Origin of the sequence: Bradyrhizobium sp. UNPF46 (assembly GCF_006658625.1) — a bacterium.
GTDB classification, from domain to species: domain Bacteria; phylum Pseudomonadota; class Alphaproteobacteria; order Rhizobiales; family Xanthobacteraceae; genus Bradyrhizobium; species Bradyrhizobium nitroreducens.
On record NZ_LFJB01000021.1, the window covers coordinates 136360 to 155277 of the forward strand.

Below are 18918 nucleotides of genomic sequence, written 5' to 3' on the forward strand. Positions count from 1 at the left end.
GTTCTTCGCCCGGCGGCTAAAATGAGTCTGTCACGGCGACAAAAGGTTCAAATCCAGCACCGATTGACCGATCAATTGACGAACGGATTGGCAAATCCCGCCGCGAGCTTGACGAGATCGACTTGGCGGGAAACGCCGGTCTTGGCGAAGACGCGATGCAGATGCGTCTTCGCCGTAGTTTCCGCGACGCCCAGCGCTGCTGCCGTCTCCGGAATGCCGCCGACCTCGACGATCGACAGCAGCACGCGGAGCTCCGCCGGCGTCAGCTCGAAGGTCCGCGCGATCAATTCGCCATATGATTGTCCGCCGAGCGATACCTTGCGCACAAGCAGCGCGCCGGCGGCATCGACGACGCGCTCGCCGGCGTTGCGCAGCACGGACGATAGCGGCAGCATATGCGCGACGTAGCGCTCCCCCGTACGCGCCAGCAGCGGCATGGCATCGCTGCTTGCACCGGGCGGCGCACCGTCGCGGCCGGCAAACGCGTCGCGTAACGTCCGATTGGCGTCTGCGCTGCTGGTCACGAACTGACCGGCGACGGTCCGGACCACGTCATCCGCCGCGAGCAGGACACGACCGGCCGAATTCGCATGGACCAGCCGGCAAAAGGCATCGAGCAGGAAGATTCCGGCCGTCAAATTGTCGAGCACATCGGCCAGTGCGGTCTCCAGCGTCAATTGAGCAGTCATGGCGCGGTTGATCAGCAGCGCGCGGCTGGCGTGCGGGACGAGGAGCGAGAGCCGATGCTTCATGCCGGGATCAACCATGCGGCGGCCCGACAGCACGGTCATCATCACCGGACAGCTTGGATTCGACATCTCGAGCACGACGTTGGCCGCATCGCTGCAGCCCTGCGGCTGCATCCATTCCTGGTAGAAGCGCCCCTTGCGATATTCTTCGAATTCGACGAGTTCGGGAACGGTCACAACCTTTCCGTGTGGCGGCAGAACCGTGAGCGGATCGAACTTCGAATGCGTGTCGGCATAGAGCTGGATGAAATGCGGGTCCGCCCCGCAATAATAATGGGTCACGCCGGATTTGCTGATCGAATCCTTCGAGAACACGCCGCAAGCCTTGCCGCCGACGAAATCGCGAATACCGGCGACAGCATCATTCCAGCGCCACGGATCGATCCCGGCATCATAGATGGACTCGACGAGGTCGGGCAGATTCTGTGGTCCAGGCATGACTCGAAATGGCACTGAATGATCAATGCGAGCCAGACTAGCACAGCCGCAGCATGCGACATCCTCCGATCGGAGGAGGCGCCGGCCGGGCGGATGGACCCGGCCGGCGCGCGCCGTGTTCGAGCCGCCAGGGCTGATGCCGGCTCAGAACGCGACGCGGACCCCGCCCTTGGCAGAGCCGGTGCGGCTCTGGTCGGACATCATCGCGCCCTCGACCGCACCGAACACGGACACGTTGGGCCCGGTGCGATAGTCGAAGCCGAGGCCGGCCACGGCACCGACGGTGCTGCGGCTGCCCGGCGTCACGAAGGACAGGTTCTGGCCAAGCAGCACCGTGTTGATGGTGGTGTCGCCGGCGCGCTGCAGCGCAATCACGCCGCCATGGATGTTGGCCTTGAGCTCGCCGCCGGCGAGGCTCGTGACGCGAGACAGGTCGACTTCGCCTCGCTCCTCGAAATCCTGCAGCGTGCGGCCGCCGACCGACAGTCCCTGCGCCGAGCCGCTCTCGCTGTAGCCGTCGAAGCGGCCGGCGACATAGCGCAGCCGCGCCGTCGGCGTCAGCACATAGCCATTGCCGATGTTGAGCCTGGAGCCATAGGCCACTTCCGGGCTGAGGTACCAGCCGCTGTAGCTTGCGGTCGCGGTCTCCATGCCACCGGCCGCGGCATTGTTCAGCACCAGGCGGCGCGACCTGTTGTCGGCGTTGCCGCCCTGGATCGTGACATCGAAGAACTGCGAGGCCCATTCGAAGCGGCTGTAGGCGCCGGCGAACACGTAATTGGTATCGACCGACTGTGAATTGAGGTCGACCGAGAGGCCGCCCTGCCCGCCGCCGAGGAAGGCGCCGACCAGCCAGTCCGGCCGCACCTTGCGGTCGACGCCGATCGCCCCGCCCCAGGCCGTCGAGGTCGCCCGAAGCGTGGAGGTCGTCTCGTCCTGGATGCGCTGGCCGCCAAAGCTGTTGGCCCAGACCGTGATCGGCGCCGGATCGGTCCAGACGCTGCGCGGTGCCTTGGTGAAGGGACCGGCCTGCGCCGTCTCAGGCGCGTAGGCCATCGCCATCATGTTGCTGCCGGCGGGGCCTGCGCCGCCGCTCAGGCGGCCCTGCACCAGCGAGGAGACGCCGCCGGTGAAATCCATCAACGTGCGGTCGGTCTGCGCCAGCGCGGTGGGGTCGAGGGTTGCCAGCGTGGCGCCGGCAAAGACCTTCGGGCCAGCGAAGCCCCCGCCTCCGACGTTGGTGTTGATGATGCCATTGAAGTTGACGAAGGTCGGAAGCTGAATGCTCGTCAGCGACGACACCCGGCTGCTCAGCGGAACGAAATTGACGTTGACGACGTCATTGCCGAAGCCGAAATCGACCACGCCATTGATCTTCGAGCCCGGCAGCAGCGTCAGCGTGTCCGCCCTGGTGGAAAGCTTGATCGCGACCCCGCCGGCCCCGGTGATCGTGCCGGAGTTCGTGATGTTTGATCCATCGCTCGACTCGATGCCGATCCTGCCGATAATCGTTCCGGAATTGTTGACAGTCGCCCGGGTCGTCAAGATGCCGGTGCCATTGATGGTCGAGCCCTGAAGCAGACCTGTATTCGTCACATTGGCGATGTTGGCGTTGACGGCGGCACTCCGGCCGACGATCGACCCGGAATTGTTGACGTTGCCGAAGATCGCGTTGATGCCGCGATCCGCTGTGACGGCTCCGGAATTGTCGAGGTTCACCGTGATGCCGCTCATGCCGAAGCCGAGCGTCGTTACGATCTGTCCGGTATTGGTCACGTTGACCGTCGTGGCGAAGATGACGGTCGAGCCGCTGGTGATCGTGCCGCTATTCAGGACGTTCGCCGCACCGTTCCTGGCATTGATGCTGGACTGGGTCCCGCCGATCGTACCACTGTTGCGGACGGTTGCATCTCCAGTGTCCGCAATGATGGCCACGCCCGTACTGCCGTCGGCGCTGATCGTCCCGGCATTGTCGATGACGGCAGACGTACCGGCGAACACCGCATTGTCGTGGGCGGTCACGGCACCACCGGCGAGGTTCGTCAGATTGATATCTCTGGCCCTTATCCCGGCCTCCTGGCCGGCAATCGTGCCGGAATTGTTCACCGTCGCCAGACGGTCGGAGAAAATCGCGGCGCCCGTTATTCGGGTCTGCGTGATCAGGCCTGTCCCGAGGTTGGTGATGGTTGCATTGCCGCTGGTGTCGATTGCCCTGTCCTCGCCTCTGACCGTGCCGGCATTGCTGAGAACGATTGACGTCGGCGTAATGGCGTTGAAGCCCGTAATCGTCGCCCCTTCCAGGTTGGTGATTGTCATGTCGCCGCCGGTAATACCCGCCGCATTCGTTCCGCTAATCGTGCCTGCGTTGGTGAAAACGCTGTTGAAGCCAACCTTGAAGCCAAAGTCGTCTCCGCGGACGGTCACACCCGCGCGGATGTCATAGGAGTTATTGTCATCGTCGCTCGTACCGTAGCCGATACCGCTGCCCTGCTGGGTGTCCGTGTCACTGGCACACACCACCGTCGCATTGCTGACTGGCGCCGTCGGGGTACAGGCGGCCATGACGGGTTCGCTCGTCAACACCGGGACGACCACCGCGGCTGGCACCAAGAGCCGTAGCGATCGCCACAACGAACGCCAATGGGCCACGCCGTCCACGCCCAACCCGATCATTCCCAGTCCCTCGTCAAAGCTATGCCTCGTCCACCTCCTCCGATCGAAGAACGGCGGTTCGCGCGAATTTGGATTCGCAGAGCGTCAGGCTACAGACGAGCACCGCCGCCGACTTGGACTGATGCGACCGGATTTTGTCTCACAACGAACCGAAGCGGCTTCGTGCAGCACTGGTGCGCAGTTGCGACACCTTCCCCAAAGGAGCTACGCCCGGTCCCAGCCGACCTTCTCTGAATTCTCCGCCCAGACCGGCGCGCGGTAGATCTCGTTCCCGCCAGCGTCCCTGACGCGGATAAAGGCGTCGCGATCACGCAGATCGTCGCGCCATACGAACAGGTGCCTTGCCATCTCGTCGGCGACGACGAAGGTCGCGCTGGTCTGCTCGAACACCATGCCGCCGGGATCGATCTTCACGATATTGCCGACCAGGAGGTCGAAAAAGAAACGACGCATTCAATACTCCGGCTACGGATGCCGCACGCAATGCTTGGGTCATGGTTTCGCAATCAGGGATCACGTCGGATCCCCGTCTGCTGATCGAAATCGGCAGATGGCTGGAATTCAGTCGCGCGTGGTCACGCCACCTCGCCGCTCCTGATGTCGCTCGGCGTCGCGTTATAGGTTCGCCGGAAGCAACGATTGAAATACGAGAGATCGCCGAAGCCGACGTCGTAGGCGATCGAGCTCACCGTTCGTTCGGCGTATCCGGGCTCCCTCAGCATGCGATGCGCGCGCTTGACGCGCTGCTCGATCAGGAAGGACGAGAAGGTCTTTCCGTCGGCCTCGAACAGGCGCTGGAGATATCGCGGCGTCACGCCGAGCTCCTGGGCAACCGAGGCCACCGACAGATCCTGCCGCCAGCAATTGTTGGCAATCGAGACTTTCGCTTTCTGGAGCCGAGCCGCCTTGACGCCGCGCCGTCCGGCCAACTCCCGCACCTCGCCGGTCGCACCAAGGACGAGCGCCAGCAGATCGTGCAGATGCCCGACCCCGAGCTGCCGGAGCTCAGGCGTCGCAAACGCCTTCTCCCGCACCAGCGTCACCGCGTAGTCGACCAGCAGCCTGAGCCCGGTGGAACTTTCCGGCATGACGCGCATCACGGCATCATCGACGTCCACGATCATCGGCGCCAGCACCCGTCTCGGTACGCGTAGCGAGAAGCAGCTGCCCAGCAGCAATCGCTCGAACGTCGTGACGTCCTCCGCGCTCGTCAGCACCGCCTCGCCTGCATGGAGCCTCAGATCGTGTCCCCGCTCGGATATCCCGAGAACGCCGGACCTGTTCACGATCAGAGCGAGACTGTCATCGCCATCGGCCACCAGCTGCTTGGTGCGAATGACCCGCGCTCCGCACAGCCCTCCGATCAACAGCTGGGCTTCCGGCAGGACATGAGACGTGAAGCTCGCCGCAGCCGGCTTTCCTTCCCTTGCCTCGACTTCTGCCTTCAGCACCCCGCGACGATAGAAATCGCGAAGCATCGGGATGCGCTCGCCTTCTGGAATTTCATTCGTTGAAACACTGAGAACGGAAAAATCAACCATGCTGCTCACTGCAATCTCTCCAACCGACGAGCAGGCCGGCCGTACGTTGTCGTTTCCTCATACGCGTTCGATGCCGTCGCGGCATGTTCGTGCGGCGTACGCTGCTCATTATTTCCGGAACGCGATATACGAAAGTCTCAAATGGCTCGCGTCCTGCGTTCGGAGGACCTAGGAGTCGGACACATCACAATGGATTGAGAGCGCAGTGCGTAACAGCGAGGCAGGACAAGACGTACTACGTGGCCCTGTCATCACCGCTCGTCCGCCGCGCGAAGGGCACGGCAAAGCCGGCGGCGATCTTCACCAGATCGGCCTGCCTGCCGGCGCCCGTCTTCTCGAACAAGCGACCGAGATGCGTTTTCACGGTGGTTTCGGCGATGCCTAGCTTTGCTGCGATATCGGGAACTCCCCCGATCTCGATGATCGCCATCAGCACGCGCAATTCGGACGGCGTCAGCCTGAAGGCCGCTGCGATCGCGTCGGCTGCGAGCAACGGCAGCATGGAAGCTCTTTGAACGAAGAGCATCGTGGCTGCGATATCCCGTGGCAGACTGCGATCCCGCTTCAGCGGAAAGGCATGAAGCAGATAATGCTGTCCATCAGCCGCCGTCGCAAGCTCGATCTGACGTCGTGCGCCTCCATCGATTTCGCACAGGCTGCGGAATATTTTGTCGGTCTGGGTGTTGCGAGCCACGATCCGGTCGCCGACCATCGCGAGCAGATTGGCATCGGCGAACAGCTGGCGGCACGCCGCGTTGGCATGGACGACCCGGCCGTCTGCGTCGAGCAGGCAGATCGCCGTGTTCAATCCATCGAGAACGTCGGCGAGATCGTCTACCGTATGGGAACGAGCCCGAATCTGCCGGCCCATGATCTGCGATCGCTGGATGTGCGGAGCCAGCAGCCGCATGCGCTCCCGCATCGCGTCGTCGACGGTTCCACGTGAACGATGGCGCAGCACCTGCAGGACCGTGGTGCGGGCGGCTGTCTTCTCCAGCGCGACGGTCGCGAGGTCTATCGCCCCCTGCGGTTCCATCCATTCGCGATAGAAGGTCGTCTCCAGAAAATCCGCATGAGGCATGATGTCGGTCACGCCGATCGTCTGCTCGGGCGCGAGATTGAGATGACGATCGAGCAGCGGATCGAATTCCACATAGCGGTCGCGATAGAGCTGACGGAAGCGGGCATCGGCTCCGAAATGCTGATGAATCTCGATCGAGAGCCGCGCCGAATCCCTGGAGACGATCATCGCGGCACAACCGCCGACGAAATGCGCAACCTGCTCCAGCGCGCCGCTGCGCAACGCGGGGTCGATCGCCGCATCGTAAATCTCGCCGATGAGGGACGAGAACCGATCTGCCTGCTGGGTCGTCATCGGGCGGACGACGCCATCTGCGTGTGGCTCGCGCGAGACGAAGGGCCCGCAGTCGGGGAACCGGCGGAGAAGGCGGGCCGGTCAATCGCCGCCTTCGACAATGAAAAAAAGTTGCAGCCAGATGCTGGAATATCGAACATCGTCCTTGCGTAACGTCAACCGCAGGAGGCGGCTTGGACGGTTTCGCCAAAGACTAGGATAAATGCGAACAGCGCGCCGACTGTGTGCGAAGAGTCACGCGCCTGCTCGCTGCGATCGACTTCATGGCCGCCGTCTTGTCGCCTTCACGGGCGGCGTCGGCAACTTATTTCCGGTTCTCTTCGCAGAACTTCAACGCCGCCAGCGCTTCGCCGGCGCGCGGGATCTGCATCTCGATACTATCGTCGTCATCGTCCTCGAAATCGAGCGTGAGGCGCTTTGCCTTCGACAGGCGGTCCATCAGCGACTGGTCGTACTCGAAGATCCCGCGCACGGTGGTCTTGTCCATGACCTCCCACTTCGCCTTCTTCATGATGTCCGCATCATCGGTGCCGACATCGGCCCGGAGGATCTCGCCGACCTTCTCCCATTCCCAGCCGTCGTAGATCATCACGATGACGATCGCCTTCTCGGAATAGGTGATGACGATGACGTAGTCGCGGTTCTCGTCGTCCTTGTCCTTGTAGCCGCGGCTCGCATTGCAATGCGTATCCTGCGTCCGCTTTTCGATGGTCCAGTCGCCGACCTTGGATTGTTGCGCAAGCGCCGGCCCGGTGCCCATGGCACCCGCAGCCAGCCAAACGGCGAGAAGGAATCGCTTCATGTCGGCCTCCAGCACGTTCCCCGCACAGAGATGACCACCTCTTCGGGACAGCCGCAAGGGCCTCGGACCCGGCAGGCGAACGACGCGCCTAACCTCGGCGCGGCACGATCGCGATCGGGGTGAAGGTGTAGACCTCCTCGCCGTCCTGGTTGACCATGGTCCACTTCACCAGCGCGATGCCCTGCGGCTTCGACTTGGAGGGCGTCAGGCTCATGACCTCCCCGACCAGATGCAGGCGGTCATTGGGCCGCACCGGCATCATCCAGCGCAGCCCGTCGACGCCCGCACCGATCAGCGGATGCGGTCCGAAGGGGCGGGTCTGGATCGCAAGGTTCATGGCGATCGCGGCGGTGTGCCATCCCGAGGCTGCGAGCCCCTTGAACAAGGTCGCCTTGGCCGCCTCATGGTCGAGATGCATCGGCTGCGGATCGAACTCGGCTGCGAAGCGCTTGATGTCGGCTTCGGTCACCACCATTTCGGGCGATTTGAACCGCATTCCGATGCTGAGATCGTCGAACCACTCGACCCGCGCCATGATTTTGCCTCGCAATGTGATGGATCACCTCGCCGCACGGCGCGGCCGAAGACGTTAACCAAAAGCGGGATGTAGCGGCTCTGCAGCGCACAAGCCAGCCCGGGGTTCCATGCGAAACCCCTTTCCTGATGCGACGAAACACGCCTGAAACAGATGGCCGTCTAAGTGGTTGTCAAAATAAATACAGGGACGGCTACCATGCAATTCCTCCTCGACCTGATCTACGAATATTCCTGCTGTCAAAACCTCGTCGCCCAACCGCCACAGGAGGACGAGCTATGATCGAGCTGATCTCCGCCCTGCTCGCCCTCTGCAGCGTCGGCGTTTTCGCGGCGCATGCGCTGGATGCCTACCGCACCACGCACTATTGAGGGTATCGTCGCTGGGGGCAGCTAGAACGGCCGCCGGTAGAAATGCTCCGAATGCGTTGCCGGTGGAAACCGGTTGGCAAGCGCCAATGCCCCCTTCTCGTCCGTCTCGAGCGCGATCTTCTGCGCCAGCATCACGTCGCCCGGAACCAGAAAACCCGACGGGACGAAGCACCACCCCATCGTCGCAATGCCGGCCTCGTCGATCTCGTGGACATTGGCGGCCGTACCGTAGTGGATGCGGTAGGTCTTGCCGGTGTCACACCCGACGACGTCGAAATAGCGGTATTGCTCGAATTGGGCGCGCTGCGCCGGCGATAGCCATTCGGCCAGAAGCCGGCGGCCACGGGCATCAGGCGTGTTCTCGCCGAAGAACCGCCGATAGAGTTCACGCAGCGCATGCAGACGCGCACGCGCCGGCGCGCGGAGCCAAACTGCCGCGATCATGAGCAGCTCAGATCAGCCGCCGACCAGGCGCGGGTAGAACAGCGTTTCCTGCGCGGTCGGGTCGAACGATCTGATGCGGGTGATCTCGCCGGGTCCGTTTCGAAGGGCGGCGGTGAAGCCCGCGCCGGTCAGCTCCCGAAAGCGCCGTTCGGCTCGCGCCAGCGCCTCGGCATTGCCAGGATCAAACTCGTGGCGCGTATCGCCAGTCTGGTCCATCACGATCTGGGTTGCCATGTTGAGTCTCCTCATGCCCAGCCCTGAATCTGATCAAAGCAAACCTCGTGCCGTCGGTTCCCAATGGCAACAACTTTCTCGCGCCGGCGCATCACGCCTTGCTGAACTGATCAGCGCGAGACGGCCGCCCCTCCGCCCTCATCGATCTGCCGGCCCATCAGCGCGATTGCCTTCTGATAGACGCCCGCAGCATTCCAGGCCTCGATGGCGGCGAAATTCGGCTCGCCCGGCTGGTATCCGGCTCCCGCGCGCCAGCCATGGGCCTTGAGGAAATTCGCCGTCGAGTTCAGGGCATTGGCGGCGACTTCGAGATTGCCGGTGCCATAGGCAAGGATGTTCTTGGGCATGAACTGGGTCTGGCCGACCTCCCCGTGCATGGAGCCGCGGGTCGCCCCCGACAGCGTGCCGCGGTCGATCAGCTTCAGGGCGGCGTAGAGCTGGTCGGTGAAGAATTCGGGACGGCGGCAGTCATAGGCAAGGGTTGCGATCGACGACAGCATGTTCTGATTACCGCGCTGGCTGCCGAATCCGGTCTCCATGCCCCAGATCGCGATCAAGGGTCCGGGCGGGACGCCATAGCGCTGCTGGATCGAGGCGAACAAGGCCCCTTGCGACTGCTTGAGCTGCCGCCCCTTGGCGACGATGGTGGTGGCACCGCGCTTGGCGAGGAACTGGTCGAGCGTCAGCGAAAAACTGCGCTGGCCGCGATCGGCGGCGATGGTGGCACTAGCATAATTGGTCTGCATGAGGGCCGAGAGCGCGGTCTGGCCGATGCCCTTGCCCTGCGCCTCCGCACTGAACTCGCGCTTCCAGGCCTCGAAGCCGCCGGGCCCGTTGCCGCAGGTGGCGGCCTCGGCCATGGGCAGAGAGAGCAGCAGCGCGGTCGCGCCAATCACCGCCGTTGCGACTGTCCTGCCGTTGATCATTGCGCGTTCCTTCTGCTGGCGCGCGACCGGCTCGCGCGAGCGCATGATCCTACGTCAACTGCAATCGCTCAAGTCCCGGCGGCTACAATCAATCCAGTCAAAGCCCTTGACACCAGCAGTCACGCCTCATCCGCTTCCAGCAGGAAATCCACCATGATGCTCTGGTGCTGCCGATACATGTCCGTGCCGGTGCCCGTGACACAGCCGATGCTGCGGGCCGCCGCGATGAAGGGCGAGACCTCGGGCCTGGTAATGACGCAGCCGCAATAGGCGGACGGCGCGAGCCGCGCGACATCGACCGGCAGCGGATCGCCTTCTTTCATCCCCGCGGGCGTCGCATTGGCGACAAAATCGAAGCCGGAAGGATCCATGGTGCCGGCCCGCACGGCCGCCTTGCCGAGACCGTTGAGGCGACAGATCAGCGCGTCGCGGCGCTCGGCCAGGCCATCATGAATGGCAAGCTCGCTGACGCCGGCCTCGACCAGCTCGAGTGCAATCGCCGACCCCGCACCGCCTGCGCCGACAAGAAGCGCCTGCATGCCTGCGGGAGCGATCCCCTTCGTCCGTGCCGCACCGACGAAGCCGAGACCATCCACCATGTCGCCATGCCACGAGCCATCGGCGCGCCGCCGCATCAGGTTCACGACACCGAGGAAATGGGCGCGATCGGTCGCGCTCGTGCAGGCCCGGTAGCAGGCGAACTTATGCGGAATGGTCACGACGATGCCGTCGAGATTCTTCAGCCGCGTCGCGACCGATAGGAAATCGGACAAATCCGCCGGCGCGACCTGAACGGGCATGAGAATGCCATCGTGCCCCCGCGCGGCAAAGGCGGCACTGACGCCGGCGGGCGAGCGCACCTGGGCGATGGGATCACCAACGATGACGTAAAGCCGCGTCGCACCTGTTGGGGCCGGGATCATGCCGTTCGAGCCGGAACTGGGGAGCCGTCCCCCACGGTCAGTTCGAGGCCTTCCAGATTGCCTTCCTTCCGCCATTTGTCGAGCAGCCGCAGGAACGCCATTGGCCCGCGCCAATATTGGCTGTTTCTGGCCGCGACCGGATCGAACACGCCCTCGTTGTTGTAGTAGCCGGGCGTGCATTCGGCGAGATAGGTCTGGCGGCCGATCGCGGCCTTGACGACCTCTTCGACCCAGGCGTTCTCGGCGGCAAGCGTCGGCTCCAGCGTCCGGGCGCCACGCTTGCGCGCCTGATCGATGACGTAGGCGATGTGCTGCGATTGCTCGTCGATGATGTGCGGGAAGTTGGCGCTCTGGCCGGCCTGCACCGTGACGATCAGGAAGCAGTTCGGAAAGCCGCGACTGTAGAAGCCGTGCATGGTCTTGACTCCGCCCCGCCAGCGCTCGGACAGGCTCATGCCGTCGCGGCCGTAAACCTCGAAGCCCATGCGGCGGGCGTAGTCCGTGCCGACCTCGAAGCCGCTGGCGTAGATCAGGCAGTCGAGCTCATAGGCCTTGCCCTCCACGACGACGGCGTTCTCCGTGATGCGTTCGACGCCCTGCCCTTTGGTGTCCACGAGATGAACGTTCGGACGATTGAAGGTGTCGAGATATTCGTCGTGAAAGCACGGCCGTTTGCAGAACGCCTTGTACCAGGGCTTGAGCGCGTCCGCAGTCGCCTTGTCTCTGACGACCGCATCGACGCGGGCACGGATCTCCTCCATCTTGCGATAGTCGGCCTGCTCGATGACCTTCAGCGCCTCCTCCATCGAGGTGACCGGCTGTTCCTGGCGGCGCGGCGCCAGCAGGATCTCGCCGAGCAGGCCGGTCCAGCCGTCCTGCACCAGATCCTTCTCGAACGGCTCGCCTGAGATCACGGCGGTGAAATTGTCCATGCGCTCGCGCTGCCAGCCGGGCTCGAGGCTTTGCGCCCACGCCTGGTCCGTGGGGCGGTCGTCGCGCACGCCGATCGCCGAGGGCGTGCGCTGGAAGACGTAGAGCTCCTTCGCGGAGCGGCCAAGATGCGGCACGCACTGCACGGCGGTGGCGCCGGTGCCGATGATGCCGACGCGCTTGTCGGCAAGTCCGGTCAGGCCGCCATCCGCATTGCCGCCGGTGTAGCCGTAGTCCCAACGGCTGGTATGAAAGCTGTGGCCCTTGAACGTTTCGATGCCGGGAATGCCCGGCAGCTTCGGCCGGCTCAGCGGACCTCCGGCGAGAATGACGAAGCGTGCGCGGATCCGGTCGCCCCGATCGGTCTCGACCAGCCAGCGCGCCTCGTCCTCCTGCCATGCCATCCGCGAGATGACGGTCTGAAACAGCGCGCGCTCGTAGAGCTTGAAATGATGGCCGATGCGGCGGGAGTGCTCGTAGATCTCAGGCGCCCGGGCGTATTTGCGCACCGGCATATAGCCGGTCTCCTCCAGCAGCGGCAGATAGATGTAACTCTCGGTATCGCAGGCGGCGCCGGGATAGCGATTCCAGTACCAAGTGCCGCCGAAATCGGCAGCCTTTTCCACGATGCGGAAATCGTCGATGCCGGCCTCGCGCAAGCGCGCGCCACATAACAGACCGCCGAAGCCGCCGCCGACGACGAGCACTTCGGTCTCTTCGCTGAACGGGGCGCGCACAAATCCGGGATCGGCCCAGGGGTCGTCGAGGTAGCGACTGAGGCCGCCTGTGACCTCGACATACTGAGCCTTGCCCTCGGCACGCAAACGGCGGTCGCGCTCGTCGCGATAACGCGCACGGAGAGCCGCAATGTCCACCGTAGGTCCGCCGGCTGCACCGGTCTTGTGTCTTTCCGCTGACATCCATTTCCTCCACGGCGAACGCTGCTTCGCCGGCAGCTCGGATCAGTTAGCCCCGAAAAAGTGACGCATGCAATCGCGTCCCATGCTTTTTGCGTGAACGCCGCGCGACGTTCCGCTAACCTCGCGCGCAAATCACATGCGCCATGCAACGACATGGCAATCCGGAGGAAACCATGCAGGGATTGATGATGGATATGCCGCTCCTGATCAGCGGCCTCATCCAGTACGCCGCGGACTATCACGGCGAAGCCGAGATCGTCGCGCGCGAGATCGAGGGCGACATCCATCGCACCACCTATGCCGAGGCGCATCCGCGCATCAAGCGCATGGCGCTGGCGCTGAAGCGGCTCGGCATGAAGCAAGGCGACCGCGTTGGCACGCTGGCCTGGAACACCCACCGTCATTTCGAGATGTTCTACGCCGCGCCCGGCATGGGCTACGTGCTGCACACCGTCAACCCGCGGCTGTTTCCCGAACAGCTGGTCTACATCATCAACCACGCCGAGGACCGCCTGCTGTTCATCGACCGCGCGACGCTGCCGATCGTCGAGGCGATCGCGCCGCAGCTGAAGACGATCGAGGCCTACGTCGTGATGTCCTCGCGCGAGCGGATGCCGGAGACCAAGCTCGCCAATGTCCATTGCTACGAGGAATTGCTGGGACGAGAGAACGACGCCGGCTTCGCCTGGCCGGAGTTCGACGAAAAATCCGCGTCCACCATCTGCTACACCTCGGGCACGACCGGCAATCCGAAGGGCGTGATCTACTCGCACCGCGCCGCGATCCTGCAGACCATGACCTGCTGCAATTTCGACTTCCTGCCGGGCCATGTCGAAGGCGTACGCGAGGTAATGATGCCGATGGCGCCACTGTTTCACGGCAACGGCTGGAACATGCCGTTCACCGCGCCCTATACCGGCTCCAAGCTGGTGCTGCCCGGCCGCAATTACGAGCCCGACAAGCTCTATGAACTGCTCGAGGGCGAGAAGGTGACGCTGTCCGCGGGCGTGCCGAGCTTCTGGCTGATCCTGCTCGACTGGCTGGGCCGCACCGGCAACAAGTTCTCAACGCTGCGCGCAACATTGTCGTCGGGCTCGGCGCCGCCGCGCGCGATGGTCGAGAAGCTCAAGCGCGACTACAACATCGATTACATCCAGGCCTGGGGCATGACCGAGGCGCTGGGCTGCTCGATGCCGGGCCTGCGGCCGGGCTCGGAGCATCTCAGCGACAAGGAGAAATTCGACCGGCGCCAGGTGTCGGGCCGCGCCTGCTTCGGCACGGCCCTGCGCATCGTCGACGATGCCGGCAATGAGCTGCCGCGCGACGGCAAGACCGTCGGCCATTTGCGCGCGCGCGGCCCCTGGGTCGCGTCCGGCTACATGAAGCTGGACGAAGGCCTCGACCGGGACGGCTGGCTGATTACCGGCGACATGGCCGTGATCGACCCACAAGGCCACGTCACGCTGACCGACCGCTCCAAGGACGTGATCAAGTCCGGCGGTGAATGGATCTCATCGATCCAGCTCGAGGACGTCGCGCTGTCGCATCCCGATGTGCTTCAGGCCGCGGTGGTGGCCATTCACCATGAGAAATGGCAGGAGCGCCCCCTGCTCCTCGTCGTCCGCAAGAAGGGTGCGACCGTCGACGGCAAGACGCTGCTCGAGCACATGCGCCCGAAGATCGCGAGCTGGTGGATGCCGGACGCCGTCGAATTCCTCGACGAATTCCCGATGACCGGAACCGGCAAGGTGCTGAAGTCGGCACTGCGCGACAAGTTCAGGGAGTATCGCCTCGCGTGACGGCGTTCGATCGCGTGCGGACAATTCCGCGCGCGGTCTTCATCTTTTGGTAGATCGAGGAGCGATATAGCGAGGCCTCGCTCACCTTGGATCGAGGACACCATGGCGTTTTCCGGATTGGGTCTGCATCTCGGCAATCTGTCGCGCCTGTCGGATGCGCAGACACGCTCGATCAGCCCCGAGAACTTCACCGGCGAGAAGGGCAAGGGCGGCATGTCCGTCGACGGCCCCGCGGCGCGCCAGGCCCGCGATCTCGGCCAGGGCTGGAAGGTCTCTCCTTACGTCGTCGTCGAACCTGGCGCGACCTTCACGCTCGCCGACATCGCCGGACAGGGCGCGATCCAGCAGATCTGGATGACGCTGGCGCGCGGGCGCCTGCGCCATTCGATCCTGCGCATCTATTGGGACGGCCAGGAACACCCCAGCGTCGAGTGCCCGGCCGGCGATTTCTTCGCCTGCGGCTGGGAAGAGTTCGCGCAGGTGTCCTCGCTCGCGGTCTGCGTCAATCCCGGCCGCGCCTTCAACTGCTACTGGGAGATGCCGTTTCGCAAGCGCGCGCGCTTCACGCTGGAGAACCGCAGCGAAGAGCAGCTCACCGTCTACTACCAGATCAACTACACGCTGACCGACGTGCCCGAGGACTGCGCCTATTTCCATGCGCAGTTCCGCCGCACCAATCCGCTGCCCTACAAGGACGTCTACACCATCCTGGATGGCGTCAAGGGCGCCGGCCACTATGTCGGCACCTACATGGCCTGGGGCGTCAACAACAATGGCTGGTGGGGCGAAGGCGAGATCAAGTTCTTCATCGATGGCGACGGCGAATTCCCCACCATCTGCGGCACCGGCACCGAGGATTATTTCTGCGGCGCCTATAATTTCGATCCTCATGTCGCGCATGGCGGTCAGGGGCAATCGCGCTACCAGGAATTCACCACACCCTACTCCGGCCTGCCGCAGGTGATCCGCCCCGACGGCGTCTACAAGTCGCAACAGCGCTTCGGGCTCTACCGCTGGCACATTCCGGATCCCGTGCGCTTTCGGAGCGATCTGCGCGTGACGATCCAGGCGCTCGGCTGGCTGCAGGGCGTGAAGGAGGCCAGGTACCTTCCCTTGCAGGACGACATCGCGTCCGTCGCGTTCTGGTACCAGACGCTGCCGACCACTCCGTTTCCAGCTCTGCCGGGGCCCGATTATCTCGAAATCGGCTAAACCGCCGATCCTTCAAGGAGACCAGAGATGCTCTACCCGATGTCGCCCAAAGTCGTCGAGCTCAAGCGCAAGCTGGAGAGCTTCATGGATCGGCACATCTATCCGAACGAGGAGCGCTTCTATCGCGAGGCCGAGGAGCTCGGGCCGTGGAAGGTCTATCCGGTCGTCGAGGAGCTGAAGCCGCTGGCGCGCGCGGAAGGCCTGTGGAATCTGTTCCTGCCGGAGTCCAGCCACGGCGCCGGCCTCTCCAACCTCGAATATGCCCCGCTCTGCGAAGTCATGGGCCGCTCGCATCTGGCGCCCGAAGTGTTCAACTGCTCGGCGCCCGACACCGGCAACATGGAGGTGCTGGAGCGCTATGGCACCGAGAAGGACAAGGAGCGCTGGCTGAAGCCGCTGCTCGCCGGCGAGATTCGATCGTGCTTTGCAATGACGGAGCCCGCGGTCGCCTCGTCCGACGCGACCAACATCGAGAGCTCGATCGTGCGCGACGGCGACCATTACGTCATCAACGGGCGCAAATGGTACACGACCAACGCGACGGATCCGCGCTGCAAGATCTGCATCTTCATGGGCAAAACCGATCCCGACAACCCGGACCGCCACAAGCAGCAATCGATGATCCTGGTGCCGATGGACACGCCGGGCATCGAGGTGAAACGTCCCCTGCCCGTGTTCGGCTTCTACGGCGTGCCTGATCGCGCCTCCGAGGTCGTCTTCACCAATGTGCGGGTCCCGAAGGAGAACATGCTGCTCGGCGAAGGCCGCGGCTTCGAGATCGCGCAGGGCCGCCTCGGCCCCGGCCGTATCCACCACTGCATGCGGCTGATCGGCCTCGCCGAACGCACGCTGGAAAAGATGTGCCGCCGGGTGCGCAGCCGCGTCGCCTTCGGCAAGCCGGTCTCCGAGCAGACCGTGACCCAGGAGCGCATCGCGGAAGCCCGCATCATGATCGAGCAGGCCCGGCTGCTGACGCTCAACGCCGCCTATGCCATGGACACGGTCGGCAACAAGGTGGCGAAGGCCGAGATCGCGATGATCAAGGTTGCCGTGCCCAACATGGCCTGCCAGATCATCGACTGGGCGATCCAGGCTCATGGCGGCGGCGGCACCTCGAACGATTTCGGCCTGACCCAGGCCTATGCGACCGCGCGCTTGCTGCGGCTCGCCGACGGCCCGGATGAAGTGCACCGCAACCAGATCGCGCGGTTCGAGCTGAAGAAATATTCGAACGCTTGAACCGTGCGGGCGAGGCAGCCGTGCGGCTCGCCCGCCAGGATCAGAGCGAGTTCTTGATGATCCCAACAAAGTTGCGGCGGCCGTCTCTGATGCACCCGTGGACGTCCAGCCGATAGGTCGTCCGCGTCGCAGCGTTCTTGACGTTACCACCAATCACGTCGGCCTCACCCGTGCGCACAGCGACGACGATGTCGCAGTGACTGCAAAAGCTGTCCGCTTTCCCAGCGCGAATCCGCTTCAATTCGCTCTTGGCTTCGGCAAAGCTCCGCGGCGGCGCCCGACAGCCATCTCCGCTGCGGCTTGCCCAGACGAGATCGCCGGTCACCAGTGATGTCGAGGCTGGATCCTGCAGCGAGAGGCCGGGGAAACGACCGCTGTCGATGTCCGCAGCATAGAGGGAATGATTCTCGTTGTAGGGAAACTTCTTGGCGGCTCCCGCCTCGCGGAAGCAATAGGAAATGAAGGCAGCCGACCAGGCCGGGGAATCTCTCCCGTCCAGATGGCTGCCGACGGCCTTCCAGTATTCACCGACATAAGTCCAGAATGGCGCATCCGCCTCCATTCGGTCGCTCGTGAAGCCGATCAGACGTCCGTCGATTGTCTCGGCGGGGCCGCCCCAACGCGTCCACTCCCGCCGGGCGATCTCGACCAGGGATTCCGCAATCGTCATGATCCGGCTCCTCAGACGAATTCGCCCATGGAGCGGGACCACCGCTTCTTCTTGAGGTTTGTGCGCCTCGTAGCGAGCGCCGTCTTCAAATTCGCGCAACGCCCCGGCTCGTTGTCACTCCCCACCTCCAGCAACGCGTCGAACGGTTTGCCGTCCAGCAGGGCCTTCTGCATGTCCGCGAAGGCAGCCCGGCCCTGATGACGAATGTCCATGACGACGCAGCAGATATCGGCCGTCATACCATCGAGGCCGAGACGCTTGTCCGCTTCGCGGACGAGTGCGCGCGCCGTCGTCACCATGTGCTGGACTTGCAACAGCCGCGCCCCCGGCACGCTCGTCGTCCAATGAATGAACTTTGCGGCGCCGATCACCTCTGAATCCTCAACCTCGTCCAGGGTTGGATTGAGGTACAGTTGCAATGCCTCGGTCGAGTTTGCCGTTTCCATCGGAAGGGTCTTGTTCTCTTCGACCTTGACGATGCGCCCATTCAGCACTTCGAGGTTCGGGAAGTAGTCCAGCGCCTCGGGGCGTTGCAGCATATCCCTGAACCAGCGAATGAAATCCCCGTCCGGCACGTGCGCAGCGAACTGACCGAACCCGAACGTGAACCGCGCCCGGTCATAGGTGTTCAGAGACAGAAAGCTCTGCCCCTCGCAGATGGCCGTCGGCTCGATGAAATCGGACCAGAACGGGTAGACGTCATGATAGTCCTTCGCGAGGTAAAGCCACTTCTTGGCTTCGGCTGAGCCAAAATAGTTGCCGTCGTTCGAGAGGCCAAATCGCTCAACGCCGGTCTTCTTGTTGCGGTATCTGACCTTCTGTCCGATCGCAAAGGGTTCACCATTGTCCGGACGTGCGGAAAAGTGTGCGCCGTCGCGCACGACATCAAAATGAACAGCCACAAATGTCTCCTGAAAAAACAACTTGTAAGTGATTAAATACTAACAACGCAATCAAAGGAGCCGCAAGACCAAAGTGACACTGCAAAGCAACGCAGCAAGCAGCCGCGTTGCATCGCGAAATGAAGCAGCGAAACCGTATCCCGGGTGAAGCGCAGTCTCGCGGAGGCCACGCTACCGCTTAGTTTCAGGCACTGATCGACGGCCGAGCCCATTGCGGTGGGGCCGCGTCAATGGC

At 63.6% G+C, this 18918-nt stretch carries 18 protein-coding genes; 4 read left to right on the forward strand and 14 right to left on the reverse strand.

The window, feature by feature from the left end; translation table 11 throughout:
• Positions 1 to 71: 71 nt before the first annotated feature.
• The 5 genes from UNPF46_RS10235 to UNPF46_RS10255 all read right to left on the reverse strand — a co-directional run bounded on the left by UNPF46_RS10235 (position 72) and on the right by UNPF46_RS10255 (position 6554).
• On the reverse strand, positions 72 to 1187 hold the full coding sequence (locus UNPF46_RS10235; RefSeq protein ID WP_100180498.1) for a helix-turn-helix transcriptional regulator: 1116 nt from the start codon (positions 1185 to 1187) through the stop codon (positions 72 to 74).
• A gap of 144 nt (positions 1188 to 1331) precedes the next feature.
• Positions 1332 to 3749 (reverse strand): autotransporter family protein, encoded by a 2418-nt coding sequence (locus UNPF46_RS10240; protein WP_181769876.1) that lies wholly within the window; start codon positions 3747 to 3749, stop codon positions 1332 to 1334.
• Between the two features lie 315 nt (positions 3750 to 4064).
• Positions 4065 to 4313 (reverse strand): DUF6894 family protein, encoded by a 249-nt coding sequence (locus tag UNPF46_RS10245; protein ID WP_097661078.1) that lies wholly within the window; start codon positions 4311 to 4313, stop codon positions 4065 to 4067.
• Between the two features lie 122 nt (positions 4314 to 4435).
• The gene (locus tag UNPF46_RS10250) at positions 4436 to 5401 is read right to left on the reverse strand and encodes a helix-turn-helix transcriptional regulator (protein WP_181769880.1); all 966 of its coding nucleotides are present in this window, start codon (positions 5399 to 5401) and stop codon (positions 4436 to 4438) included.
• 235 nt (positions 5402 to 5636) lie between these two features.
• Positions 5637 to 6554, reverse strand: a complete 918-nt coding sequence (locus UNPF46_RS10255) for a helix-turn-helix transcriptional regulator (RefSeq protein ID WP_246668628.1) — start codon at positions 6552 to 6554, stop codon at positions 5637 to 5639.
• Here UNPF46_RS10255 and UNPF46_RS38220 point away from each other — a divergent pair.
• Positions 6525 to 6929, forward strand: coding sequence for a hypothetical protein (locus tag UNPF46_RS38220; RefSeq protein WP_246668629.1), 405 nt, complete (start codon positions 6525 to 6527; stop codon positions 6927 to 6929). The two genes, UNPF46_RS10255 and UNPF46_RS38220, sit on opposite strands and share 30 nt — an antisense overlap.
• Before the next feature lie 151 nt (positions 6930 to 7080).
• Here the strand turns inward: UNPF46_RS38220 and UNPF46_RS10260 are convergent, their stop codons facing one another.
• From UNPF46_RS10260 to UNPF46_RS10290, 7 genes are all read right to left on the reverse strand, one after another.
• A complete protein-coding gene (locus UNPF46_RS10260; protein ID WP_100181534.1) occupies positions 7081 to 7578 on the reverse strand; it encodes a hypothetical protein in 498 nt (165 codons plus the stop codon).
• Positions 7579 to 7666: 88 nt separating this feature from the next.
• Positions 7667 to 8113, reverse strand: coding sequence for a MaoC family dehydratase (locus tag UNPF46_RS10265; RefSeq protein WP_142249933.1), 447 nt, complete (start codon positions 8111 to 8113; stop codon positions 7667 to 7669).
• Positions 8114 to 8505: 392 nt separating this feature from the next.
• Positions 8506 to 8928 carry a hypothetical protein gene (locus UNPF46_RS10270; RefSeq protein WP_100180492.1) on the reverse strand — a complete coding sequence of 141 codons (423 nt, stop codon included), beginning with the start codon at positions 8926 to 8928 and terminating at the stop codon, positions 8506 to 8508.
• A 12-nt stretch (positions 8929 to 8940) separates the two neighbouring features.
• Positions 8941 to 9162 (reverse strand): hypothetical protein, encoded by a 222-nt coding sequence (locus tag UNPF46_RS10275; RefSeq protein ID WP_142249934.1) that lies wholly within the window; start codon positions 9160 to 9162, stop codon positions 8941 to 8943.
• Between the two features lie 110 nt (positions 9163 to 9272).
• Positions 9273 to 10088: a lytic murein transglycosylase gene (locus UNPF46_RS10280; RefSeq protein ID WP_100181533.1), complete on the reverse strand. Its 816-nt coding sequence runs from the start codon at positions 10086 to 10088 to the stop codon at positions 9273 to 9275.
• A gap of 119 nt (positions 10089 to 10207) precedes the next feature.
• Positions 10208 to 11011 carry a shikimate dehydrogenase family protein gene (locus tag UNPF46_RS10285; RefSeq protein ID WP_142249935.1) on the reverse strand — a complete coding sequence of 268 codons (804 nt, stop codon included), beginning with the start codon at positions 11009 to 11011 and terminating at the stop codon, positions 10208 to 10210.
• Positions 11008 to 12861 (reverse strand): flavin-containing monooxygenase, encoded by a 1854-nt coding sequence (locus UNPF46_RS10290; RefSeq protein WP_142249936.1) that lies wholly within the window; start codon positions 12859 to 12861, stop codon positions 11008 to 11010. The genes UNPF46_RS10285 and UNPF46_RS10290 overlap by 4 nt, the downstream gene beginning before the upstream one ends.
• A 173-nt stretch (positions 12862 to 13034) precedes the next feature.
• Here UNPF46_RS10290 and UNPF46_RS10295 point away from each other — a divergent pair, with 173 nt between their 5' ends.
• From UNPF46_RS10295 to UNPF46_RS10305, 3 genes are all read left to right on the forward strand, one after another.
• Positions 13035 to 14660 (forward strand): long-chain fatty acid--CoA ligase, encoded by a 1626-nt coding sequence (locus tag UNPF46_RS10295; protein WP_142249937.1) that lies wholly within the window; start codon positions 13035 to 13037, stop codon positions 14658 to 14660.
• A 102-nt stretch (positions 14661 to 14762) separates the two neighbouring features.
• Positions 14763 to 15872: a glycoside hydrolase family 172 protein gene (locus UNPF46_RS10300; RefSeq protein ID WP_142249938.1), complete on the forward strand. Its 1110-nt coding sequence runs from the start codon at positions 14763 to 14765 to the stop codon at positions 15870 to 15872.
• Positions 15873 to 15899: 27 nt separating this feature from the next.
• Complete coding sequence (locus tag UNPF46_RS10305; protein WP_100180487.1) at positions 15900 to 17111, forward strand: acyl-CoA dehydrogenase family protein; 1212 nt, start codon at positions 15900 to 15902, stop codon at positions 17109 to 17111.
• Between the two features lie 40 nt (positions 17112 to 17151).
• Here the strand turns inward: UNPF46_RS10305 and UNPF46_RS10310 are convergent, their stop codons facing one another.
• Both UNPF46_RS10310 and UNPF46_RS10315 read right to left on the reverse strand, forming a co-directional pair.
• Positions 17152 to 17880 carry a DUF2272 domain-containing protein gene (locus UNPF46_RS10310; RefSeq protein WP_142249939.1) on the reverse strand — a complete coding sequence of 243 codons (729 nt, stop codon included), beginning with the start codon at positions 17878 to 17880 and terminating at the stop codon, positions 17152 to 17154.
• Positions 17793 to 18683: a hypothetical protein gene (locus UNPF46_RS10315; RefSeq protein WP_142249940.1), complete on the reverse strand. Its 891-nt coding sequence runs from the start codon at positions 18681 to 18683 to the stop codon at positions 17793 to 17795. Before UNPF46_RS10315 ends, UNPF46_RS10310 begins: the two co-directional genes overlap by 88 nt.
• Positions 18684 to 18918 lie beyond the last annotated feature (235 nt).

Excerpts from the sequence above, each read along its gene's own strand:
- UNPF46_RS10260 (WP_100181534.1), bottom strand. The coding sequence starts at position 7,578 with ATGAAGCGATTCCTTCTCGCCGTTTGGCTGGCTGCGGGTGCCATGGGC.
- UNPF46_RS10265 (WP_142249933.1), bottom strand. The coding sequence starts at position 8,113 with ATGGCGCGGGTCGAGTGGTTCGACGATCTCAGCATCGGAATGCGGTTC.
- UNPF46_RS10275 (WP_142249934.1), bottom strand. The coding sequence starts at position 9,162 with ATGGCAACCCAGATCGTGATGGACCAGACTGGCGATACGCGCCACGAG.
- UNPF46_RS10280 (WP_100181533.1), bottom strand. The coding sequence starts at position 10,088 with ATGATCAACGGCAGGACAGTCGCAACGGCGGTGATTGGCGCGACCGCG.
- UNPF46_RS10250 (WP_181769880.1), bottom strand. The coding sequence starts at position 5,401 with ATGGTTGATTTTTCCGTTCTCAGTGTTTCAACGAATGAAATTCCAGAA.
- UNPF46_RS10295 (WP_142249937.1), top strand. The coding sequence starts at position 13,035 with ATGCAGGGATTGATGATGGATATGCCGCTCCTGATCAGCGGCCTCATC.
- UNPF46_RS10235 (WP_100180498.1), bottom strand. The coding sequence starts at position 1,187 with ATGCCTGGACCACAGAATCTGCCCGACCTCGTCGAGTCCATCTATGAT.
- UNPF46_RS10245 (WP_097661078.1), bottom strand. The coding sequence starts at position 4,313 with ATGCGTCGTTTCTTTTTCGACCTCCTGGTCGGCAATATCGTGAAGATC.
- UNPF46_RS10240 (WP_181769876.1), bottom strand. The coding sequence starts at position 3,749 with ATGGCCGCCTGTACCCCGACGGCGCCAGTCAGCAATGCGACGGTGGTG.
- UNPF46_RS10290 (WP_142249936.1), bottom strand. The coding sequence starts at position 12,861 with ATGTCAGCGGAAAGACACAAGACCGGTGCAGCCGGCGGACCTACGGTG.
- UNPF46_RS10285 (WP_142249935.1), bottom strand. The coding sequence starts at position 11,011 with ATGATCCCGGCCCCAACAGGTGCGACGCGGCTTTACGTCATCGTTGGT.
- UNPF46_RS10305 (WP_100180487.1), top strand. The coding sequence starts at position 15,900 with ATGCTCTACCCGATGTCGCCCAAAGTCGTCGAGCTCAAGCGCAAGCTG.
- UNPF46_RS38220 (WP_246668629.1), top strand. The coding sequence starts at position 6,525 with ATGACGATCGAGCAGCGGATCGAATTCCACATAGCGGTCGCGATAGAG.
- UNPF46_RS10300 (WP_142249938.1), top strand. The coding sequence starts at position 14,763 with ATGGCGTTTTCCGGATTGGGTCTGCATCTCGGCAATCTGTCGCGCCTG.
- UNPF46_RS10270 (WP_100180492.1), bottom strand. The coding sequence starts at position 8,928 with ATGATCGCGGCAGTTTGGCTCCGCGCGCCGGCGCGTGCGCGTCTGCAT.